Origin of the sequence: Escherichia sp. MOD1-EC6475 (genome assembly GCF_003046645.1) — a bacterium.
Taxonomy (GTDB): Bacteria; Pseudomonadota; Gammaproteobacteria; order Enterobacterales; family Enterobacteriaceae; genus Escherichia; species Escherichia ruysiae.
The window spans coordinates 67118-81273 of the sequence record NZ_PZKQ01000002.1 but is presented as its reverse complement, the minus strand read 5'-3'; the positions used below and the strand labels follow the sequence as shown (position 1 = coordinate 81273).

Genomic DNA, 14156 nt, shown 5'->3' with positions numbered 1-14156 from the left:
GCATCAGGATTAAAACTATTTACGAACATGTTTGTTCGCTGATTCTCTATCAGCAAACCATATTTTTCAAAACGAGGAACGTTATTCCCTGCCACGGTAATATGCCCGGACTTATCAATATACGTTGCAGATGAAGCCCGGCTAAATTGGCATATGCCATTAACAGGCATTGTTATTTCATCACTGCCGATGGTTATTGTTTTATAGCCCGGGGCATACCCTGTTATCGCTTCCAGAGAATCATTCAAGGGTAGCCAGATATCAGGAAGCGGAGGGACAGAAACGGGATCAGCGGCATCCTCTGCAATCCGGGCTGCATTCTCTGCTCTTGTTGCGGCTGACGTTGCTTCTGTCTCGCTGGCTGCTGCTTTTGTTTCACTCGTCTTTGCGTTAGTTTCACTGGTTTTTGCAGCTTTTTGGCTATTAGCTGCCGCTGTTGCAGAACCAGCTGCGGCATTCTCGCTTTGGGCTGCTGCATCCTGACTGCTTTTCGCCGCAGTTTCGCTTGCTTTAGCATTCGTTTCGCTGGTCTTCGCTGCCGTCTGGCTGGACTTTGCGTTAGTTTCACTCGTCTTCGCGGCTTTCTGGCTGTTAGCCGCAGCAGTTGCTGATCCAGCTGCTGAAGTCGCAGAACCGGCTGCTGCGCTCTCGCTTTCAGCTGCTGCAGCCTGGCTGTTTTTCGCCGCAGTTTCACTGACTTTGGCATTCGTTTCGCTGGTCTTCGCTGCCGTCTGGCTGGACTTTGCGTTAGTTTCGCTCGCCTTCGCGGCTGTTTCGCTATTTTTCGCGTTGGTTTCTGATTTTTGGGCTGCTGTCGCGGAGTTTGCCGATGCAGTCTGTGAGGCCGCTGCTGCCTGTGCGCTGTTAGCTGCATTCGTTTCTGAGGTTTTCGCCGCGTTCTTCGATGATGCCGCTGCAGTTTCGGATTTCTTTGCCGCCGCTGCGCTCTGAGAGGCGGCTTCGGCGTTGCGTGCCGCTTCTTCCACCATTGCCTCAAAACGACGCAATGCCTCCGGCATGACATCATCTTCCGTCATGGCACCGAGAAAATCATTCAGCGTACCTGGTCTGGAACCTTCATACACGGTAATGATCCCGGCATGTGAAGGCGGAAAACCTTCAACCAGCAGGGCGACGCTGTACTGGCCATACTCGACATCCATGCTGTAACGTCCGGCTTCATCCGGATTTTCAGAGGCCACCGTGTTCACCAGTACCGTGGTGCTGTTACGCTTTGCCTTCAGTTGAATAGTGCAGTTCTGTATTGGTTTTCCTGCACCGTCTTTCAGCACGCCTGAGATTTTTACTGCTGCCATATCCACTCCACAAAAAAGCCCGCCTGAACCGGCGGGCTGTCATAACACTGTGTTACCTGGCTAATCAGAATTTATAACCGACACCCACGATGAAACCGTCAGTACGCCAGTCGCCACTGCCGGAACCTTCATAAGCAATATCAATGGCCACGGATTCGGTCGGGTTAAACTGCACGCCAGCTCCCCACGCCAGAGACGTGTTGCTGTGGCGATCGTCATCACTTCCGGTCAGCACATCGTGCGTTTTCCCCTTGTTGTCAGTTACGCGGAGATAATCCCCGGAGAACGTCGAAACACGGCTGTAAGCCACACCTGCCATCGCATAAGCACTGAACCATTCATTCACGCGTACAGACGGCCCCGCCATCACGCTGAACCAGCGGTTACGCACTGAATCTTCATGCCAACGGGTATCGCTGTAACGGGTAATCTGGCGATTATTGTCTCCGGCATAGCTGAATGACGTCACCAGCCCCAGCGTGTCCGTAAATTCATAACGGTATTTCACGTTAATGCCCTTCAGGTCATCGTTGCCGGGCATATCAGTATGGGACTGAAGATACCCGGCGCTTAGTGTGGACTGATGCTCTGCTGCGCTCGCTGGCGTACCAGCGGCAACCAGCCAGACTACTGCGGACAGAATAACAGCACATAATTTACGCATAATTACCTCTCGCTTTTCTGCAATAAAAAAGGCGCCATTTCTGGCGCCCGTATCTGGGTTATAAAATTCAGCTAATCGTGATGCCTGCAGTGGCTTTCTTCATCACAACAACCAGCAAATCGCTGATACTTGCTGTGGGATACCAGTCATTTACCCACCATGCTGATACAGAAAACTCCAGTGTCATTACGCCACTGCCTGCAGGCATATCAATAACACCCGTGTATATCAGCGTATTATCCAGAGCCGTTCGGTTATAAATTTCAGCCCCGTTTTTCTTCACTATCAGGCGGCATGACGAATAAGTATCGCTATTCTCCCGCTCATGTCTGGCACCGCTGAAAGCCACCGCTGGAATAACAATTTGCCGGTCAAACGGCTGATCGTCATAAACCCTGACGGTAATGGTCCCTGATGGCCACCGCTCCGGTGCACGGGAGTCCCGGGGGAAAGCTTTGCCCACTGTTTTAACGAGATCGCCTTCAATCTGGTTGGCGGACAGTTTTCCCAGAACCCGACAGTTCTCGTTAATCGTGACGTTGTTGAGCGTCCCGGAGTTCGCATTCACGTTACCGCTGATATCGGCATTTTTCGCCGTCAGCCGCCCGTCCGGTGTCAGGGAAAATGCCGGAGGATTACCGCCGCTGGTAATGGTGGGAGCCGTCAGATATTTCAGGAACACTTCATTCATGTATATCTGATCGCCCTGCCCAACAAACATCGGCTTTGTGTTGCCATTCGCAGGATTAATCATCGCAATCCTGTCTGCCGCCAGCAGCACCTGACTCTGCATGCCGTCAGGGGTGTTTTCAATACCGGCACCAATACCCGCGATATAAAGGCGTCCGTCCTGCATCTGCTGCAGCTTCACAGCCCACATGCTGTTCAGGTTATTATTTGTATCAACCTGAACCTTCTGTATCTGCTGGATCGCTGCACTCTGGTCTTCCAGTTTCTTATTGACGGTCTGCGTGATTTCATTACTGACATCCGTGATGGACGTTCTGATTTCCGCCAGGTCAGGCGCAAGCTGACCGTTATCAATCTGCGTCCACAACTCCTGAGCCAGATGGGTTTTCCCTATCTCTCCTTTGAAAAAATCCAGATAGCCGGATGCATCATCACTCGGCTGGCCAACAGCCTCCACGAATGCAGATTTGCCAACGGTGTTCACACTGCGGATGTAAAAATAATAATCATGGCCCGGCTTGATATTGATACTGGCAGCTATCCAGTACAGCGCCGTGCCAAGATAGCGGGCTGTGGTTTCAACCTGCCTGATATCCGCAATCCGCTTTTCTGAGAACCAGAACTCAAACTGTACCGTCGGATCATAAACGGCGAGATGCGGCGTGGCGGTTATCTGAAAATAGCCCGGCGTCAGCTCAATCCGCGATGGCGCTGCCGGTGCGGCAATCCGGAACGATACCGATGCCGGATCGCCCTGCTGCCCCCAGGCATTTGCCGCCCGGACTGTCAGCCTGTAATTTCCCAGCGCCAGTTGCCTGAAGCGGTATGTGGTTTCCGTCGTCCGGGCCGTGCTGACCAGCCGCTCACTGCCGTCATCCGCTGCCACGGTCAGGCGAAGCAGGAAGCTCACGCCCTTCACCACCTTCGGCGTGTCCCAGCGCGCCAGCACCTGATATTCCCCGCTGTCTGCGGTGACTTCGGCGGTCAGGTGCTGCACCGCTGGCGGCGTGACACCGTTCACCGTTCCGCTCTGGTCGCCGTCAAAGTGCGCCCCGTTATCCACGATGGCTTCTTTCTCCGGCACATGCTGCACGGCAGTGATGGCATACGTGCCGTCATCGTTCTCACGGATACTCACACAGCGGAACAGGCGCTGGCGCAGCGTCGGCAGCTTCAGCCCCCATACGCTGTATTCGGCAACACCGTCAGGAACACGGCTCACTTTTACCTTCACGCCGTCGGTGACGGACTGAACCTCCACGCTGACCGGATTGCCACTTCCGTCAACCAGGCTTATCAGCGTGGTACCGGAGGATGGCAGCGTGATTTCACGGTCGAGCGTCAGCGTCCGGGTCTGGCTGTTCACCGCCAGCACGCGACCACCGGTGCTGATACCGGCATAGTCATCATCGCAGATTTCAATGACATCGCCCGGTACATGGCGAAGCCCTTCTGCGCCCACGCTGAAGTCCACGGTCTGCGTTTCCAGCAGCTCCGTTTTAATCAGCCACAGCCCGGCGCGGTGTGCCTGCCCCCGGCTGGTACAGCCAAAAGCATCCATCTTCGTGACGTTACGACCGTAACGGGCAATGGCCTGCGTGTCCTCCACAAGCTCTGTCGCCGTCTCCCAGCCGTTATTCGGGTCAATCCAGTTCACCTCAACGGCATTATGGCGGTCCTTCAGGGCGCTGAAGCTGTAGCGGAACGGCGCACCATCATCCGGCATCACCACATTACTGCGGTTATAGGTCCACACCTTATCTGATGGTCGGTCCTGCACGAACGTCAGCGTCTGCCCGTTCCATACCGGCATACAGCGCATCGCCGAGCAGAAATCACTGAGTACATCCCACGCCTTGCGCTGTGTGGTCAGGTACGCATTACAGGTGATGCGTGGCTCCGTGCCGCCAAAGCCGTCCGGCACTGACTGGTCGCAGTACTGGCCGATGACATACAGCGCCCATTTATCCACATCTGCCGCACCAAGACGTTTCCCCATGCCGTAGCGCGGATGGGTCAGCATATCCCACAGACACCAGGCCATGTTGTTGCTGTATGCCGGTTTTAACGTTCCGTCCCAGATACCGCTGTATTGCCGCGTCTGCGGGTTATAGTTCGACGGCACCTGCAGAATGCGCCCGCGAAGATGATAATTACGGCTCACCTGCTGACTGCCGAACTGTTCCGAGTCCACCTGCACGCCGACCAGTGCCGTGTTCGGGTAGCACTGTTTCACATCGATGATTTCGGTGTATGACGACCAGAGCGTTTTGTTCTGCAGCTGGTCTGTGGTGCTGTCCGGCGTCATCCTGCGCATCCGGATATTAAACGGGCGCGGCGGCAGGTTATCCACCACCACCGAGGCCAGATACTGTGAGGTGGTTTTGCCTTTAATGGTGATGTCTTTTTCCGTCACCCAGCCACCGTTACGTTGTATCTGAACCAGCAGGCGGACTTCCGACGGATTCCGGTCACCCTTTGAGGTGGTTTCCACCAGAGCCTGCACACCGAAGGTAAAGCGCAGACGGTCGATGTTTGCAGACGTGATGGTCCGGGTGATCGGCGTGTCGTATTTCACTTCCGTACCCAGTACCGTCTCGGAACCTGATGATTCAAAGCCCTCCGGCGGTGTCTGCTCCTGCTCACCTGCCCGGAACACCACTGTGACACCGGAGATGTTGGTATTCCCCTCAGTGTCCAGCACCGGCGTACTGTTCAGCAGCACGCTTTTTAATCCATCCACCGGACCTTCAATCGGCCCTTCACTGATGGCATCAATCACACTCAGCAACTGCGTGGATTTCAGGTTGTCCTTCGCTTCTCGCGGGGTATGCCCCTTACTGCTGCCTTTACCCATTCGTCATGCTCCATAAACGACAAAACCGCCCGGAGGCGGTTTCACATAAAACATTTTGCATCAGCGACCAATCACCACAACCTGACCACCGTCCCCTTCGTCTGCCGTGCTGATCTCCTGAGAAACCACCCGCGACCCCACACGCATTTCACCGTACAGAACAGGCAAAACATTGCCCTGAGCAACCATGTTATCCAGTGAGGAAAAATAGGTGTTCTGTTTGCCGTTATCTGTACTGGCTGCCGTGGACGTCCTGGCTTTCGGTGCCAGCATCTGCGCCACACCGCCCAGGATCATACTGGCCCCTGCCGCATACATGCCCGATACAGCCGCGGCACCCAGCCAGCCCACAGGGTTCCACCATGCCACCGCAATCAACGCCGCCCCCAGCACCACCTGAAATACACCGCCACTTTTAGCTCCCGCCAGACGCGGCACGATATGGATCACGGCACCATTTGCCAGCGGCTCATTAAGACGGGCAGATAATTCGGTTTCACCTGCATCACGCCCGGCAATGCGCACCTGATACCAGCCGTCATTCAGTTTCTGACGAAACGCCGGGAGCTGTGTGGCCAGCGCCCGGATGGCTTCGGCCCCCGTTTTCACACGAAGGTCGATGCGGCGGCCAAATCGTTGCAAATCCCCGTAAAGGCAGATGCGTGCCATGCCCGGTGACGCCAGAGGGAGTGTGTGCGTCGCTGCCATTTGTCGGTATACCTCTCTCGTTTGCTCAGTTGTTCAGGAATATGGTGCAGCAGCTCGCCGTCACCACAGTAAATGGCGGCATGATTCGGCACCGATGAACCAAAACAGCACAGCAGCACATCGCCCGGCTGCGCCGCTGACAACGGCACCTGATACAGCCCTGTGGCCTCCAGATTATCCAGATAGAGATTCTGACCGTGACGCCACCAGTCATCCCCGCGATGAAAATCCGGCATCTCAATCCCCGCCAGATGATAAGCATCCCGGAACAGCGTGTAACAGTCCGTCACCCCGTGCTCAAAGCGCCGCCCGGTGAGATGCGGCACACAGCGGAACTTATGAATCTCACCCCGGCAGACCAGCCACCAAGGCAAATCGCTCTGCACCTGCAGCCGCCTGTCAGCCTCACTCAGCCAGGGCAGACCACCGGGGTGGCTGTGGACCAGCGCCACAATCTCACCCTGCATCTCTGCCCGCAGCCAGTCCTCCGGCGACATCCGGAAATACGCCTCCGGCTCACCGGAGATATTCACGCAGGGAAAATATCTTTCCCCCTCCGGCGTTCTCACCACGAAGCCGCACGACTCCGCTGGCGCACATCGCCGGGCGTGCGCCAGAATCGCTGATTCTGTCTGTGTCATGGGATTACTGCGAAAGTTTGTTAATGGAAAGGAAGCCGCCAAAGTTGCCGACGTTATTGCGAAACTTACAACCACTCAGGCATTTGCTGCATTTATCCTTCGTGATATCGGACGTCGGCTGGTCATATTCATCAGCGACAGCCGGACCGTGATAACCGCACTCATCACCGCGATAGGTCCAGGTGCAGGTATTAGCCAGCATGATGCGCCCAGGAAAAACAGCACCGTCCGTTTCCGTCGGCGTGGACAGTACAAAAGAGGCACTGACCGCGCTCAGTTCGCTGCACTGCTCGATGCGCCAGCGGCTGATCACCTCCTGCTCCGGATCGGCGTCACTGTTTCCGTTGACGAAGTTCACCGCATCCAGAAAACGGGCGTAAACCTTACGCCTGACCACCGTTCCGCCGACCAGACTCTGCAGGTCTTCCGCCATCCCGGTGACCATTCCGTGCAGGTTAGAAACCGTCAGTGTCGGACGGGCAGCACTGCCCTTGCCGTTCAGTTCAAATCCCGTCCCCTGAATGGGGTATGCCTGATACTGCCGCCCCTGCCAGGTAACCGGCTCACCTTTTTCGTTCTGCTCATTACAGAAAAAATAACGTTCACCACCGACCTCTGTCAGATCGATTTCCCAGAGCACCACCTGGGCTGACTGAGTGAGGCGTGTCGTCTCATGATGTGTTTCCTGTGGAATATCCTGCATCAGAGCCTCCTATGCCACGACCTGTTCAAAATCTGCCGTTATGGTTACCCACAACGCCCCCACGCTTGCCGACCATTTACGACAAACCACCCTGATCGGCTTCCAGTCATAAGGTGGCGTCCACTGAAATGCGCGGACGCCACCGTGCCGTTCCAGAAAGGCTTTTAAAGATGGGTGTTCACATTTACGAACACGTATCGTCACGCTGTAAGTCGACAACTGGTTATTCAGTCCCGCCGCACGACGCTGTTCATAACCATCGCCCAGCTTCACTGTCACCACTTTCGGCTCTGATACCACATTCATATCCGGGCGCACTTTCCAGTGAAACGTCTCCATTACCGATATGCTCCACTTAACCGACCACCATCACGGGCCTGCTGTTGCATAAAGTCCGCTGCCGCTTTTTTCCCGAGATCATAAACCACCTTCAGGGCAGCCGGACCTATCTGCCCGTTCGTGCCATCGTTATTGATCTCGATGTTGTACTGCGGGGCAAACATCGCCATACCTGAACCACCAATATCCGCCACAACCCCCAGCTTACCGTCAGCACCACGACGCAGTGGCAGAATGGCTTCAGGTCCAGCTTCCCCCATCACACCCGCGCCTTTTGCAAAAGCAAAAAACGTCGGACGGTTAACCACCGTGCCACTGTAGCGACTCAAATCAGCCGACTGATAAACACCGCCATCAGCATTGGCTACAAAATCAAAAGGCAGCGCGGAAGCAATGCCTTTTACCGCTTTCATTAAAGCTATCTGAGCCATGATTCTGGACATATCTGACAGCACAGAAGAAGTAAAAGATTTGAAATTGAGTTTGCCTGTAGTACAGAATGTCGCCAGCCAATCACTCATGCTACTGAACGCAGACGTGAACAACTGTTCCACTGTCCCGGCTGTGTTATCCGCATTCTCAGTGACATTCTGGAGTGCACGCAGGACTCCGTTTTTCCAGTTACCCTGAGCAATTTCAAGCTGTTGCCAGTAACGGCGATTCTCATTCAGTTGTCGGTTCAGGCTCTCCGTCAGCGCCTGCTCGGCCTTTCTGTAGTCATCCGTGTTATATGTCCCTTTCTGCTCACTATCCCGCCTCAACTGCTCCAGCTGTTGCTGGTATTTCTGGCGAAGACTCAGTTGTACCTGATATCGCTGCCGCTGCTGATCACCCATACCAACCGTGGCGATATCCAGGTCATGTTGCTGACGCTGAGCGCGCTCTTCTTCAGCCAGTTGACTGGTCAGCTGAATTGTTTTTTTCTTCAGATCGTTGAGTGCCGTCTGTTTCTGAAGCTCCTGCTGTTTTACATCCAGCAGCGTCAGTGCCTGAATCAGTTCATCTTTACGGGCCAGCACACTCTTTTCATCTGCCGTCAGTTTTTTCCCGTCCAGATCGCTGATGCGCTGCTGCAGAGCCAGAAGCTGTTTATGCGCTTCTGTCATCCTGTCAGTGGCAATGCCTGCTGACTGTCTTGCAGCAGCAATCTGTCCTTCCACCTGTGCCTGTTGCTGACTGTACTGCAGCAATAACCGGGTGGCCTCATCATTACGGGTTTCGCGTGTTTTTTTCTTACCGGATGCCAGGGCTTTCTCGTAACGTTCATTTTCACGTTGTATCGCCGCATCCCTGACAGCCTGATCGGCGTACTGCATGGCATTAATACGCGCAATTTCACGCTGATGTCGTGCTGCTTCCGTTTCATTCATCCGGTTCAGTGCAGCATTTTCAGCATTACGGCGTTTCTGTTGCTCCTGATAATTCCGCTCTGCCTGCTCTTTTGCATCCTGCAAATCCTTCTGGCGTTTTTTCTCCTGAAGCTCGTTAAGACGCTGCTGATCGTACTCAACCTGAGAAGATGATGCCGTCCAGGGGAGTCTTTTCGCCCGCGACACTTTCTCCTGTAAAGCGGCAATCTGTTCATCCAGCGAGTCTTCACGACCAATATTCATGGCCGCATCCCAGAAACGACTCCATAAATCAGACAGATACTTCAGCGTACTGCCCAGCGCATTGAGGTTATTATCAATATCCGCAGTACGCCGACCGGTTTCCTCTGCCAGTGCAGACATGGCTATCCGTGCCGCATCACTGGACCGCCCCTGTTCCCCAAGGACGCGTATCTGCTCAAGCTGAGTGGCAGTAAGAAAATGCAGCTCATTGTCCAGAGCCTTCGCGGCATTTACAGGATCATCCTTCAGCCGCTTAAACTGATTTATGGTATCGCTGACCGACTGGCCAACCGATCGCTCCATCTGTGCGGCAGCTCTCGCCACCATACCGATATCGTTTCCACGAAATGCACCACTCCCCACCACCTGAGCCAGCGCACCGGCTGCAGCATGTTGCGTGATACCATTCCCGGAAATAGCACGACTGAGCGTCCACAGCTGCCCGGCAGTGACTCCGGCATAATGCCCCGTCAGCGACAGCTGGCGGTTAAATTCTTCCCCCTCCTTCTGACCGTCATACCAGGCTTTACCCAGACCATAGACAGCCGCGGCAATACCGCCAATAACCCCGCCAAGCATCATGCCTTTCGGTGACATCAATGTGTCTATCCACCCGGCACGGTTAGCCAGCGTTATTCCGGATCCCCTCAGCGCCCCTAAATTGCCGCGGGCCAGTTCACCTATCAGAACGCCTATCTCCTGACGGGCCGCTGCACTTTTCAGACCCAGCGAATGCGTGGCTTTTCCTGCCTGCTCCATTTTGCGGATATACACTTCTGCAGCACTGCTTACCCCCAGCTGGGCTGCCTTAGCACGAAGCAACTCAGAAGAAGAAAGATTCTGGCGGGTTGCCTGCTCTTTAAGCTGACGGATAAACGCCAATTTCTGTCGGGTAGCCTCTTCCTCAGCCTGTGTAAGAACACGGGTTTTCGCCGTAACCTCAGAAATCAGCGCCAGATAATCCTGCTGACCAATCCCGCCACTGTTTCTGGCCTGTCGGATCTGCTGCTGAATACGCTGTAATTCCTGCAGCCCCGCACTGGCCTGTTTCACACTGTCAATCTGACGATAAAACGCGGCAGCCGCTTTATCCTGAGCCTCCGCCAGAGCCATGGCCTGCGCCTGTTCCTCGCGCATTTTCTGGCTCAGTGCCTCCATACGCTGGCGGGTTTGCTCCACCTCGCGGGCCATGCGTTCATGAGCCTGTGCGCTCTTCTCCACCGTCTGCGCATGGACGGATGCGGCTGTTGCAGCCGAAGAAGCCGCCTGCATTGTCTGCCGGGCGGCCTGAGTCTGACGCTCCATAAAACGCTGCATACGGGCAGAAGACCGTTCTGCATCGCTGGCTGCACCATTCAGAAGGTTTTTGATACGGGGAATTTCATTTTTAAACTCTGCCGCATCAATCCCCAAATCAATGACCAGGTTGGCTATCTGGTCCATAACGCACACCTCCGGAAATACCTTCCCCAAGATGCATCAGTTCTTCGTCCGTTCGCTCCGGTATCCCGTTCTCTTCCGGTAAAAGGCTGAAATCAGCCACCGCAGCATCACTGCTACCGGACACCATTCTCACGATCAATGCCTTCAGCGAGGCAAACTGCGCATCCATCCACACATCACTGAAGCTCTGCATCCGGAAATAATCGCCCCACTCACCAAGCTCAGTGGCCGACATTTCCGACAGCATCCGCCGCCAGTCTGCCCGCCGGAACTCCCGGGCAAGCCGCATGACAAACTGCATTTCCCGCGTCAGGACTTTTCCGGCGTCAGCACCTCATGCTCCAAATCCCCGGCATTCTCAATGGCTCCCATACCGCTCAGCGACAGAACCATCTCCGCCCCCGCTCCCAGGGCATCATACGACCATGTTGTAATAACGGATGCGCAAAGCGTCTCAACATCCTGAGACTGTTCCGCATTCCACAGTGAGCGGGAAACCAGCCAGGCATTGATATCCATCCCCATCCGCAGAAAAGCAATCTGTCGTTCAGCCTCCGGCAGTTCTCCCTCTTCGGCATCAAACTTTGCCGTTAGCTGCTGAACAAACGCCAGATATTCAATTCTCTGCAGCCCGGATAGCTCACTGAGCACCACGGACTGCTTTTCATAATTAAACGTGCCCTGTTTCAGAAACATCATGTTCTCCACCTGCAAAAAAGCCCCGGATAACCGGGGCAAATGATGAGTATCGTCCTGTTAACCTGCGGCGCTGACAGCCACCGCAGCCACTGCCACAAAATCGCCGTCAGAAGTCATGCCCACAATGCTGACACTGCCCTGCTTCACGCCTTTCACCGTGGCCACAAGCCCGTTCAGGGTCACCGTGGCAGTCTGTGGATCTGTCGAATGCACACTGATCGCTTTGTCACTGGCTCCGTCAGGTTTTACTGTAAAGGTCAGCGTGGTGGTTGCTCCCACTTTTACACTGGCAGATGCCGGTGCCACCGTCAGCCCGGTAACGCCCACAGTTTCAGTGCCTTCCTCTGCCAGATACGGACGCCCCACACCGCTGATTTTCACTGTGCGGGTCATCACGTCTTTTGAGGCAATGGTTTTACCCAGTGAGCTCAGCCAGCCACGGAAAACATCAACAGTGCCGTTGGGATATTTGATACGAAACGCGCAGACTTCACCGGAGTCGAACAACTGAACCAGTTTTTTCTGCCCGCTGTCACCCGGACGCCAGGCCAGCGTCGCCGAAGTATCACCGACGGATTTCTGCCCCTGGGTTGTCGTTTTCCAGTCTGCATCTTCATCATCGAGATAAGTGTCATCTTCTGCATCAGCGGTCATTTCGCCAGGTTGCAGATCCTTCACCATCGCAAGACGCAGCCAGTCAGTGTCCGACAAAGGATTCGCAAACGCATCGCCGTTGCCGGTATACATCCAGAACGTCGTCCCCGCACCTTTCGTCTTTGCCAGTGGATTTGGTGTGGTCATTACCACCTCCTTAATTCGTGTACGTGATCTGGTACGTGATTTCCGCCATCGCCCAGGTGGCCATCTCATTATCACGTTGATAGTTAAAACCGAGTGGGATCAGGGTGTCGATGAGTCCGGAAAGTGCCGGTATATCATTCAGGGCAGGAAAAATGGTGCTCTCCATCCACATATCCAGCTCTGAATCCGGTGCCTGTGCCCGGATGAAGACGGCAATATGCAGAACAGCCTGCCAGTCATCTTCATCCGTCATTTTTCCGGTGTACTGAGCATCACTCAGCCACACCGCCACGGCAGGCAGTTCCTGCGCATCAATAAATGCCGGAAGCCCGTCAAAAAACGTGGCGCTGTCTCCACACTGTTCCCGAAGGCGTGCCAGTACGACCTGGCGGATTTGTGTATGTCGGTTCATCGGGTCAGCCATAATCTCAGTTGTTGTTTCAGTGCATACCCCAGCTGTTTCGGCATTTCCGCAGCAATGATGCGGTCGCGGGCATCTTCAAATGCCTGTGTCAGCGGTCCGGACAGCGGGATTTTCACTACCTCCACAGGAAGACGATTTTTTCTTGGCCTGCCCTGATGGTCATGCCCTGTTGCAAAACGCGCTTCAGGAAGACGCCTCAGAACATGCCAGCGGCCATTCGCCAGTTGCTGAACAAATGCCCCCCGGAAAAAGTATTTTCCCACTCTCAGTCCTTCACCAGCACGCCGCCGTGTTGTGTTCAGTTTGATGGCGGGCAGATTGCCCCGGTTAACGCGGATCCTGGCCGTCATTTTTCCTGACGGACTGGCTTTAAACACCCGGACACGCTGACGTACCAGTTTCAGGGGGATCCCTTTCACCTGGTTATCTCCCGCAACGGTATTCCCGGCAACCTGCCGGGTGGCAACCGAGACCGCTTTCTGTGCCACACGGTTTATCGCCCATGCGCTGGCCTGTGGCACCATACGGGTATCAAGGCTGTTCAGATTGCGGATGGCATTCTCAAGCCCCTTCATCCCACACCTCTTTACTCAATAAAGATCATTGGCTTACCGTTAAAGCGTTCATGCCGTGTGACCGTCCATTGTTGTCCGTCATAAACAACGCGATCCCCGCGCCGTGGGCGGTATCCCGAAGAAAACACCACCAGAGAGACCGCAGGCCCGGACAGAGCATTCAGCTCTGCCAGTGTTTCTCCCGGGATCACAGTCATATCGACATCATTAATCGAGGCTGTCTTTCCCATCTTTCTGACCGTGATAGCATCCATACGCGCTGCCAACCGGGAAAAGGGATCAGACATTGAGTTTTACCGGCACTTCTTCTGCACTGGTTCCGGCATCTGCCCAGACAACCCCGACCAGCGGATCAGAGCCGCTGTTAGTCAGCTGAACTTTTCCGGACTTCAGATAAACCTTCTTACCCGTTTTCATGTCATCCGTTTTCAGCTTAGGCAGCATAAACACACCTTCGGTCAGGCCGTCGCCTGTTTCACCCTGTGGAATATCGGTCAGCGCCACCGCAAAAACATCGCCCACCTGCACCAGATCTCCGCTGCTGATGGCTGCACTGGCAACAATCGCCACCGTTTTTCCTTCTTCTACAAAATTCTTTGCCATAACTGTCTCCGCACAGCCCCGTTCAGGGGCTGATTTCAGGTACAAAAAAAGCCCTTACGGGCCATCAGAGTTGTTGTCTG

At 54.7% G+C, this 14156-nt stretch carries 15 protein-coding genes; all 15 read right to left on the bottom strand.

All coding sequences use genetic code 11. The features are described 5' to 3' along the window. On the bottom strand, positions 1–1316 hold a 1316-nt coding region (locus tag A7589_RS00530), incomplete at its 3' end, for a prophage tail fiber N-terminal domain-containing protein (protein ID WP_201261852.1). A 64-nt stretch (positions 1317–1380) separates the two neighbouring features. Further along, positions 1381–1980, bottom strand: a complete 600-nt coding sequence (locus tag A7589_RS00525) for an Ail/Lom family outer membrane beta-barrel protein (protein ID WP_108188681.1) — start codon at positions 1978–1980, stop codon at positions 1381–1383. A gap of 67 nt (positions 1981–2047) precedes the next feature. Next, positions 2048–5527 (bottom strand): phage attachment tail tip protein J, encoded by a 3480-nt coding sequence (gpJ, locus tag A7589_RS00520; RefSeq protein WP_108188680.1) that lies wholly within the window; start codon positions 5525–5527, stop codon positions 2048–2050. A gap of 60 nt (positions 5528–5587) precedes the next feature. Next, positions 5588–6235, bottom strand: a complete 648-nt coding sequence (locus A7589_RS00515; protein ID WP_000741576.1) for a tail assembly protein — start codon at positions 6233–6235, stop codon at positions 5588–5590. Next, positions 6133–6876, bottom strand: coding sequence for a C40 family peptidase (locus A7589_RS00510; protein WP_032152077.1), 744 nt, complete (start codon positions 6874–6876; stop codon positions 6133–6135). The genes A7589_RS00515 and A7589_RS00510 overlap by 103 nt, the downstream gene beginning before the upstream one ends. 4 nt (positions 6877–6880) lie before the next feature. Then, positions 6881–7579 (bottom strand): phage minor tail protein L, encoded by a 699-nt coding sequence (locus A7589_RS00505; RefSeq protein WP_001152385.1) that lies wholly within the window; start codon positions 7577–7579, stop codon positions 6881–6883. Between the two features lie 9 nt (positions 7580–7588). Further along, positions 7589–7918 (bottom strand): phage tail protein, encoded by a 330-nt coding sequence (locus A7589_RS00500; protein ID WP_000447253.1) that lies wholly within the window; start codon positions 7916–7918, stop codon positions 7589–7591. Then, on the bottom strand, positions 7918–10974 hold the full coding sequence (locus A7589_RS00495) for a phage tail tape measure protein (RefSeq protein WP_049027744.1): 3057 nt from the start codon (positions 10972–10974) through the stop codon (positions 7918–7920). Before A7589_RS00495 ends, A7589_RS00500 begins: the two co-directional genes overlap by 1 nt. Then, entirely contained in the window at positions 10946–11275 is a 330-nt protein-coding gene (locus A7589_RS00490) for a phage tail assembly protein T (RefSeq protein ID WP_001161009.1), read from the bottom strand. The genes A7589_RS00495 and A7589_RS00490 overlap by 29 nt, the downstream gene beginning before the upstream one ends. 8 nt (positions 11276–11283) lie before the next feature. Then, positions 11284–11670, bottom strand: a complete 387-nt coding sequence (gene gpG, locus A7589_RS00485; protein ID WP_108188682.1) for a phage tail assembly chaperone G — start codon at positions 11668–11670, stop codon at positions 11284–11286. 60 nt (positions 11671–11730) lie between these two features. Then, on the bottom strand, positions 11731–12474 hold the full coding sequence (locus A7589_RS00480; RefSeq protein ID WP_000211120.1) for a phage tail protein: 744 nt from the start codon (positions 12472–12474) through the stop codon (positions 11731–11733). A gap of 10 nt (positions 12475–12484) precedes the next feature. Beyond that, positions 12485–12886: a phage minor tail U family protein gene (locus A7589_RS00475; protein ID WP_001079410.1), complete on the bottom strand. Its 402-nt coding sequence runs from the start codon at positions 12884–12886 to the stop codon at positions 12485–12487. After that, positions 12883–13473, bottom strand: a complete 591-nt coding sequence (locus tag A7589_RS00470) for a phage tail protein (RefSeq protein ID WP_000677120.1) — start codon at positions 13471–13473, stop codon at positions 12883–12885. Before A7589_RS00470 ends, A7589_RS00475 begins: the two co-directional genes overlap by 4 nt. An 11-nt stretch (positions 13474–13484) precedes the next feature. Next, on the bottom strand, positions 13485–13760 hold the full coding sequence (locus tag A7589_RS00465; protein WP_001283153.1) for a DNA breaking-rejoining protein: 276 nt from the start codon (positions 13758–13760) through the stop codon (positions 13485–13487). Next, positions 13753–14076, bottom strand: coding sequence for a DUF2190 family protein (locus A7589_RS00460; protein ID WP_001097045.1), 324 nt, complete (start codon positions 14074–14076; stop codon positions 13753–13755). Before A7589_RS00460 ends, A7589_RS00465 begins: the two co-directional genes overlap by 8 nt. Between the last annotated feature and the right edge of the window lie 80 nt (positions 14077–14156).

What these genes read in the sequence shown, in the direction of transcription:
- A7589_RS00510 (WP_032152077.1), bottom strand. Translation starts at nt 6,876, where the DNA reads ATGACACAGACAGAATCAGCGATTCTGGCGCACGCCCGGCGATGTGCG.
- A7589_RS00490 (WP_001161009.1), bottom strand. Translation starts at nt 11,275, where the DNA reads ATGCAGTTTGTCATGCGGCTTGCCCGGGAGTTCCGGCGGGCAGACTGG.
- A7589_RS00460 (WP_001097045.1), bottom strand. Translation starts at nt 14,076, where the DNA reads ATGGCAAAGAATTTTGTAGAAGAAGGAAAAACGGTGGCGATTGTTGCC.
- gpJ (WP_108188680.1), bottom strand. Translation starts at nt 5,527, where the DNA reads ATGGGTAAAGGCAGCAGTAAGGGGCATACCCCGCGAGAAGCGAAGGAC.
- A7589_RS00470 (WP_000677120.1), bottom strand. Translation starts at nt 13,473, where the DNA reads ATGAAGGGGCTTGAGAATGCCATCCGCAATCTGAACAGCCTTGATACC.
- A7589_RS00495 (WP_049027744.1), bottom strand. Translation starts at nt 10,974, where the DNA reads ATGGACCAGATAGCCAACCTGGTCATTGATTTGGGGATTGATGCGGCA.
- A7589_RS00525 (WP_108188681.1), bottom strand. Translation starts at nt 1,980, where the DNA reads ATGCGTAAATTATGTGCTGTTATTCTGTCCGCAGTAGTCTGGCTGGTT.
- A7589_RS00515 (WP_000741576.1), bottom strand. Translation starts at nt 6,235, where the DNA reads ATGGCAGCGACGCACACACTCCCTCTGGCGTCACCGGGCATGGCACGC.
- gpG (WP_108188682.1), bottom strand. Translation starts at nt 11,670, where the DNA reads ATGTTTCTGAAACAGGGCACGTTTAATTATGAAAAGCAGTCCGTGGTG.
- A7589_RS00505 (WP_001152385.1), bottom strand. Translation starts at nt 7,579, where the DNA reads ATGCAGGATATTCCACAGGAAACACATCATGAGACGACACGCCTCACT.
- A7589_RS00480 (WP_000211120.1), bottom strand. Translation starts at nt 12,474, where the DNA reads ATGACCACACCAAATCCACTGGCAAAGACGAAAGGTGCGGGGACGACG.
- A7589_RS00475 (WP_001079410.1), bottom strand. Translation starts at nt 12,886, where the DNA reads ATGAACCGACATACACAAATCCGCCAGGTCGTACTGGCACGCCTTCGG.
- A7589_RS00465 (WP_001283153.1), bottom strand. Translation starts at nt 13,760, where the DNA reads ATGTCTGATCCCTTTTCCCGGTTGGCAGCGCGTATGGATGCTATCACG.
- A7589_RS00500 (WP_000447253.1), bottom strand. Translation starts at nt 7,918, where the DNA reads ATGGAGACGTTTCACTGGAAAGTGCGCCCGGATATGAATGTGGTATCA.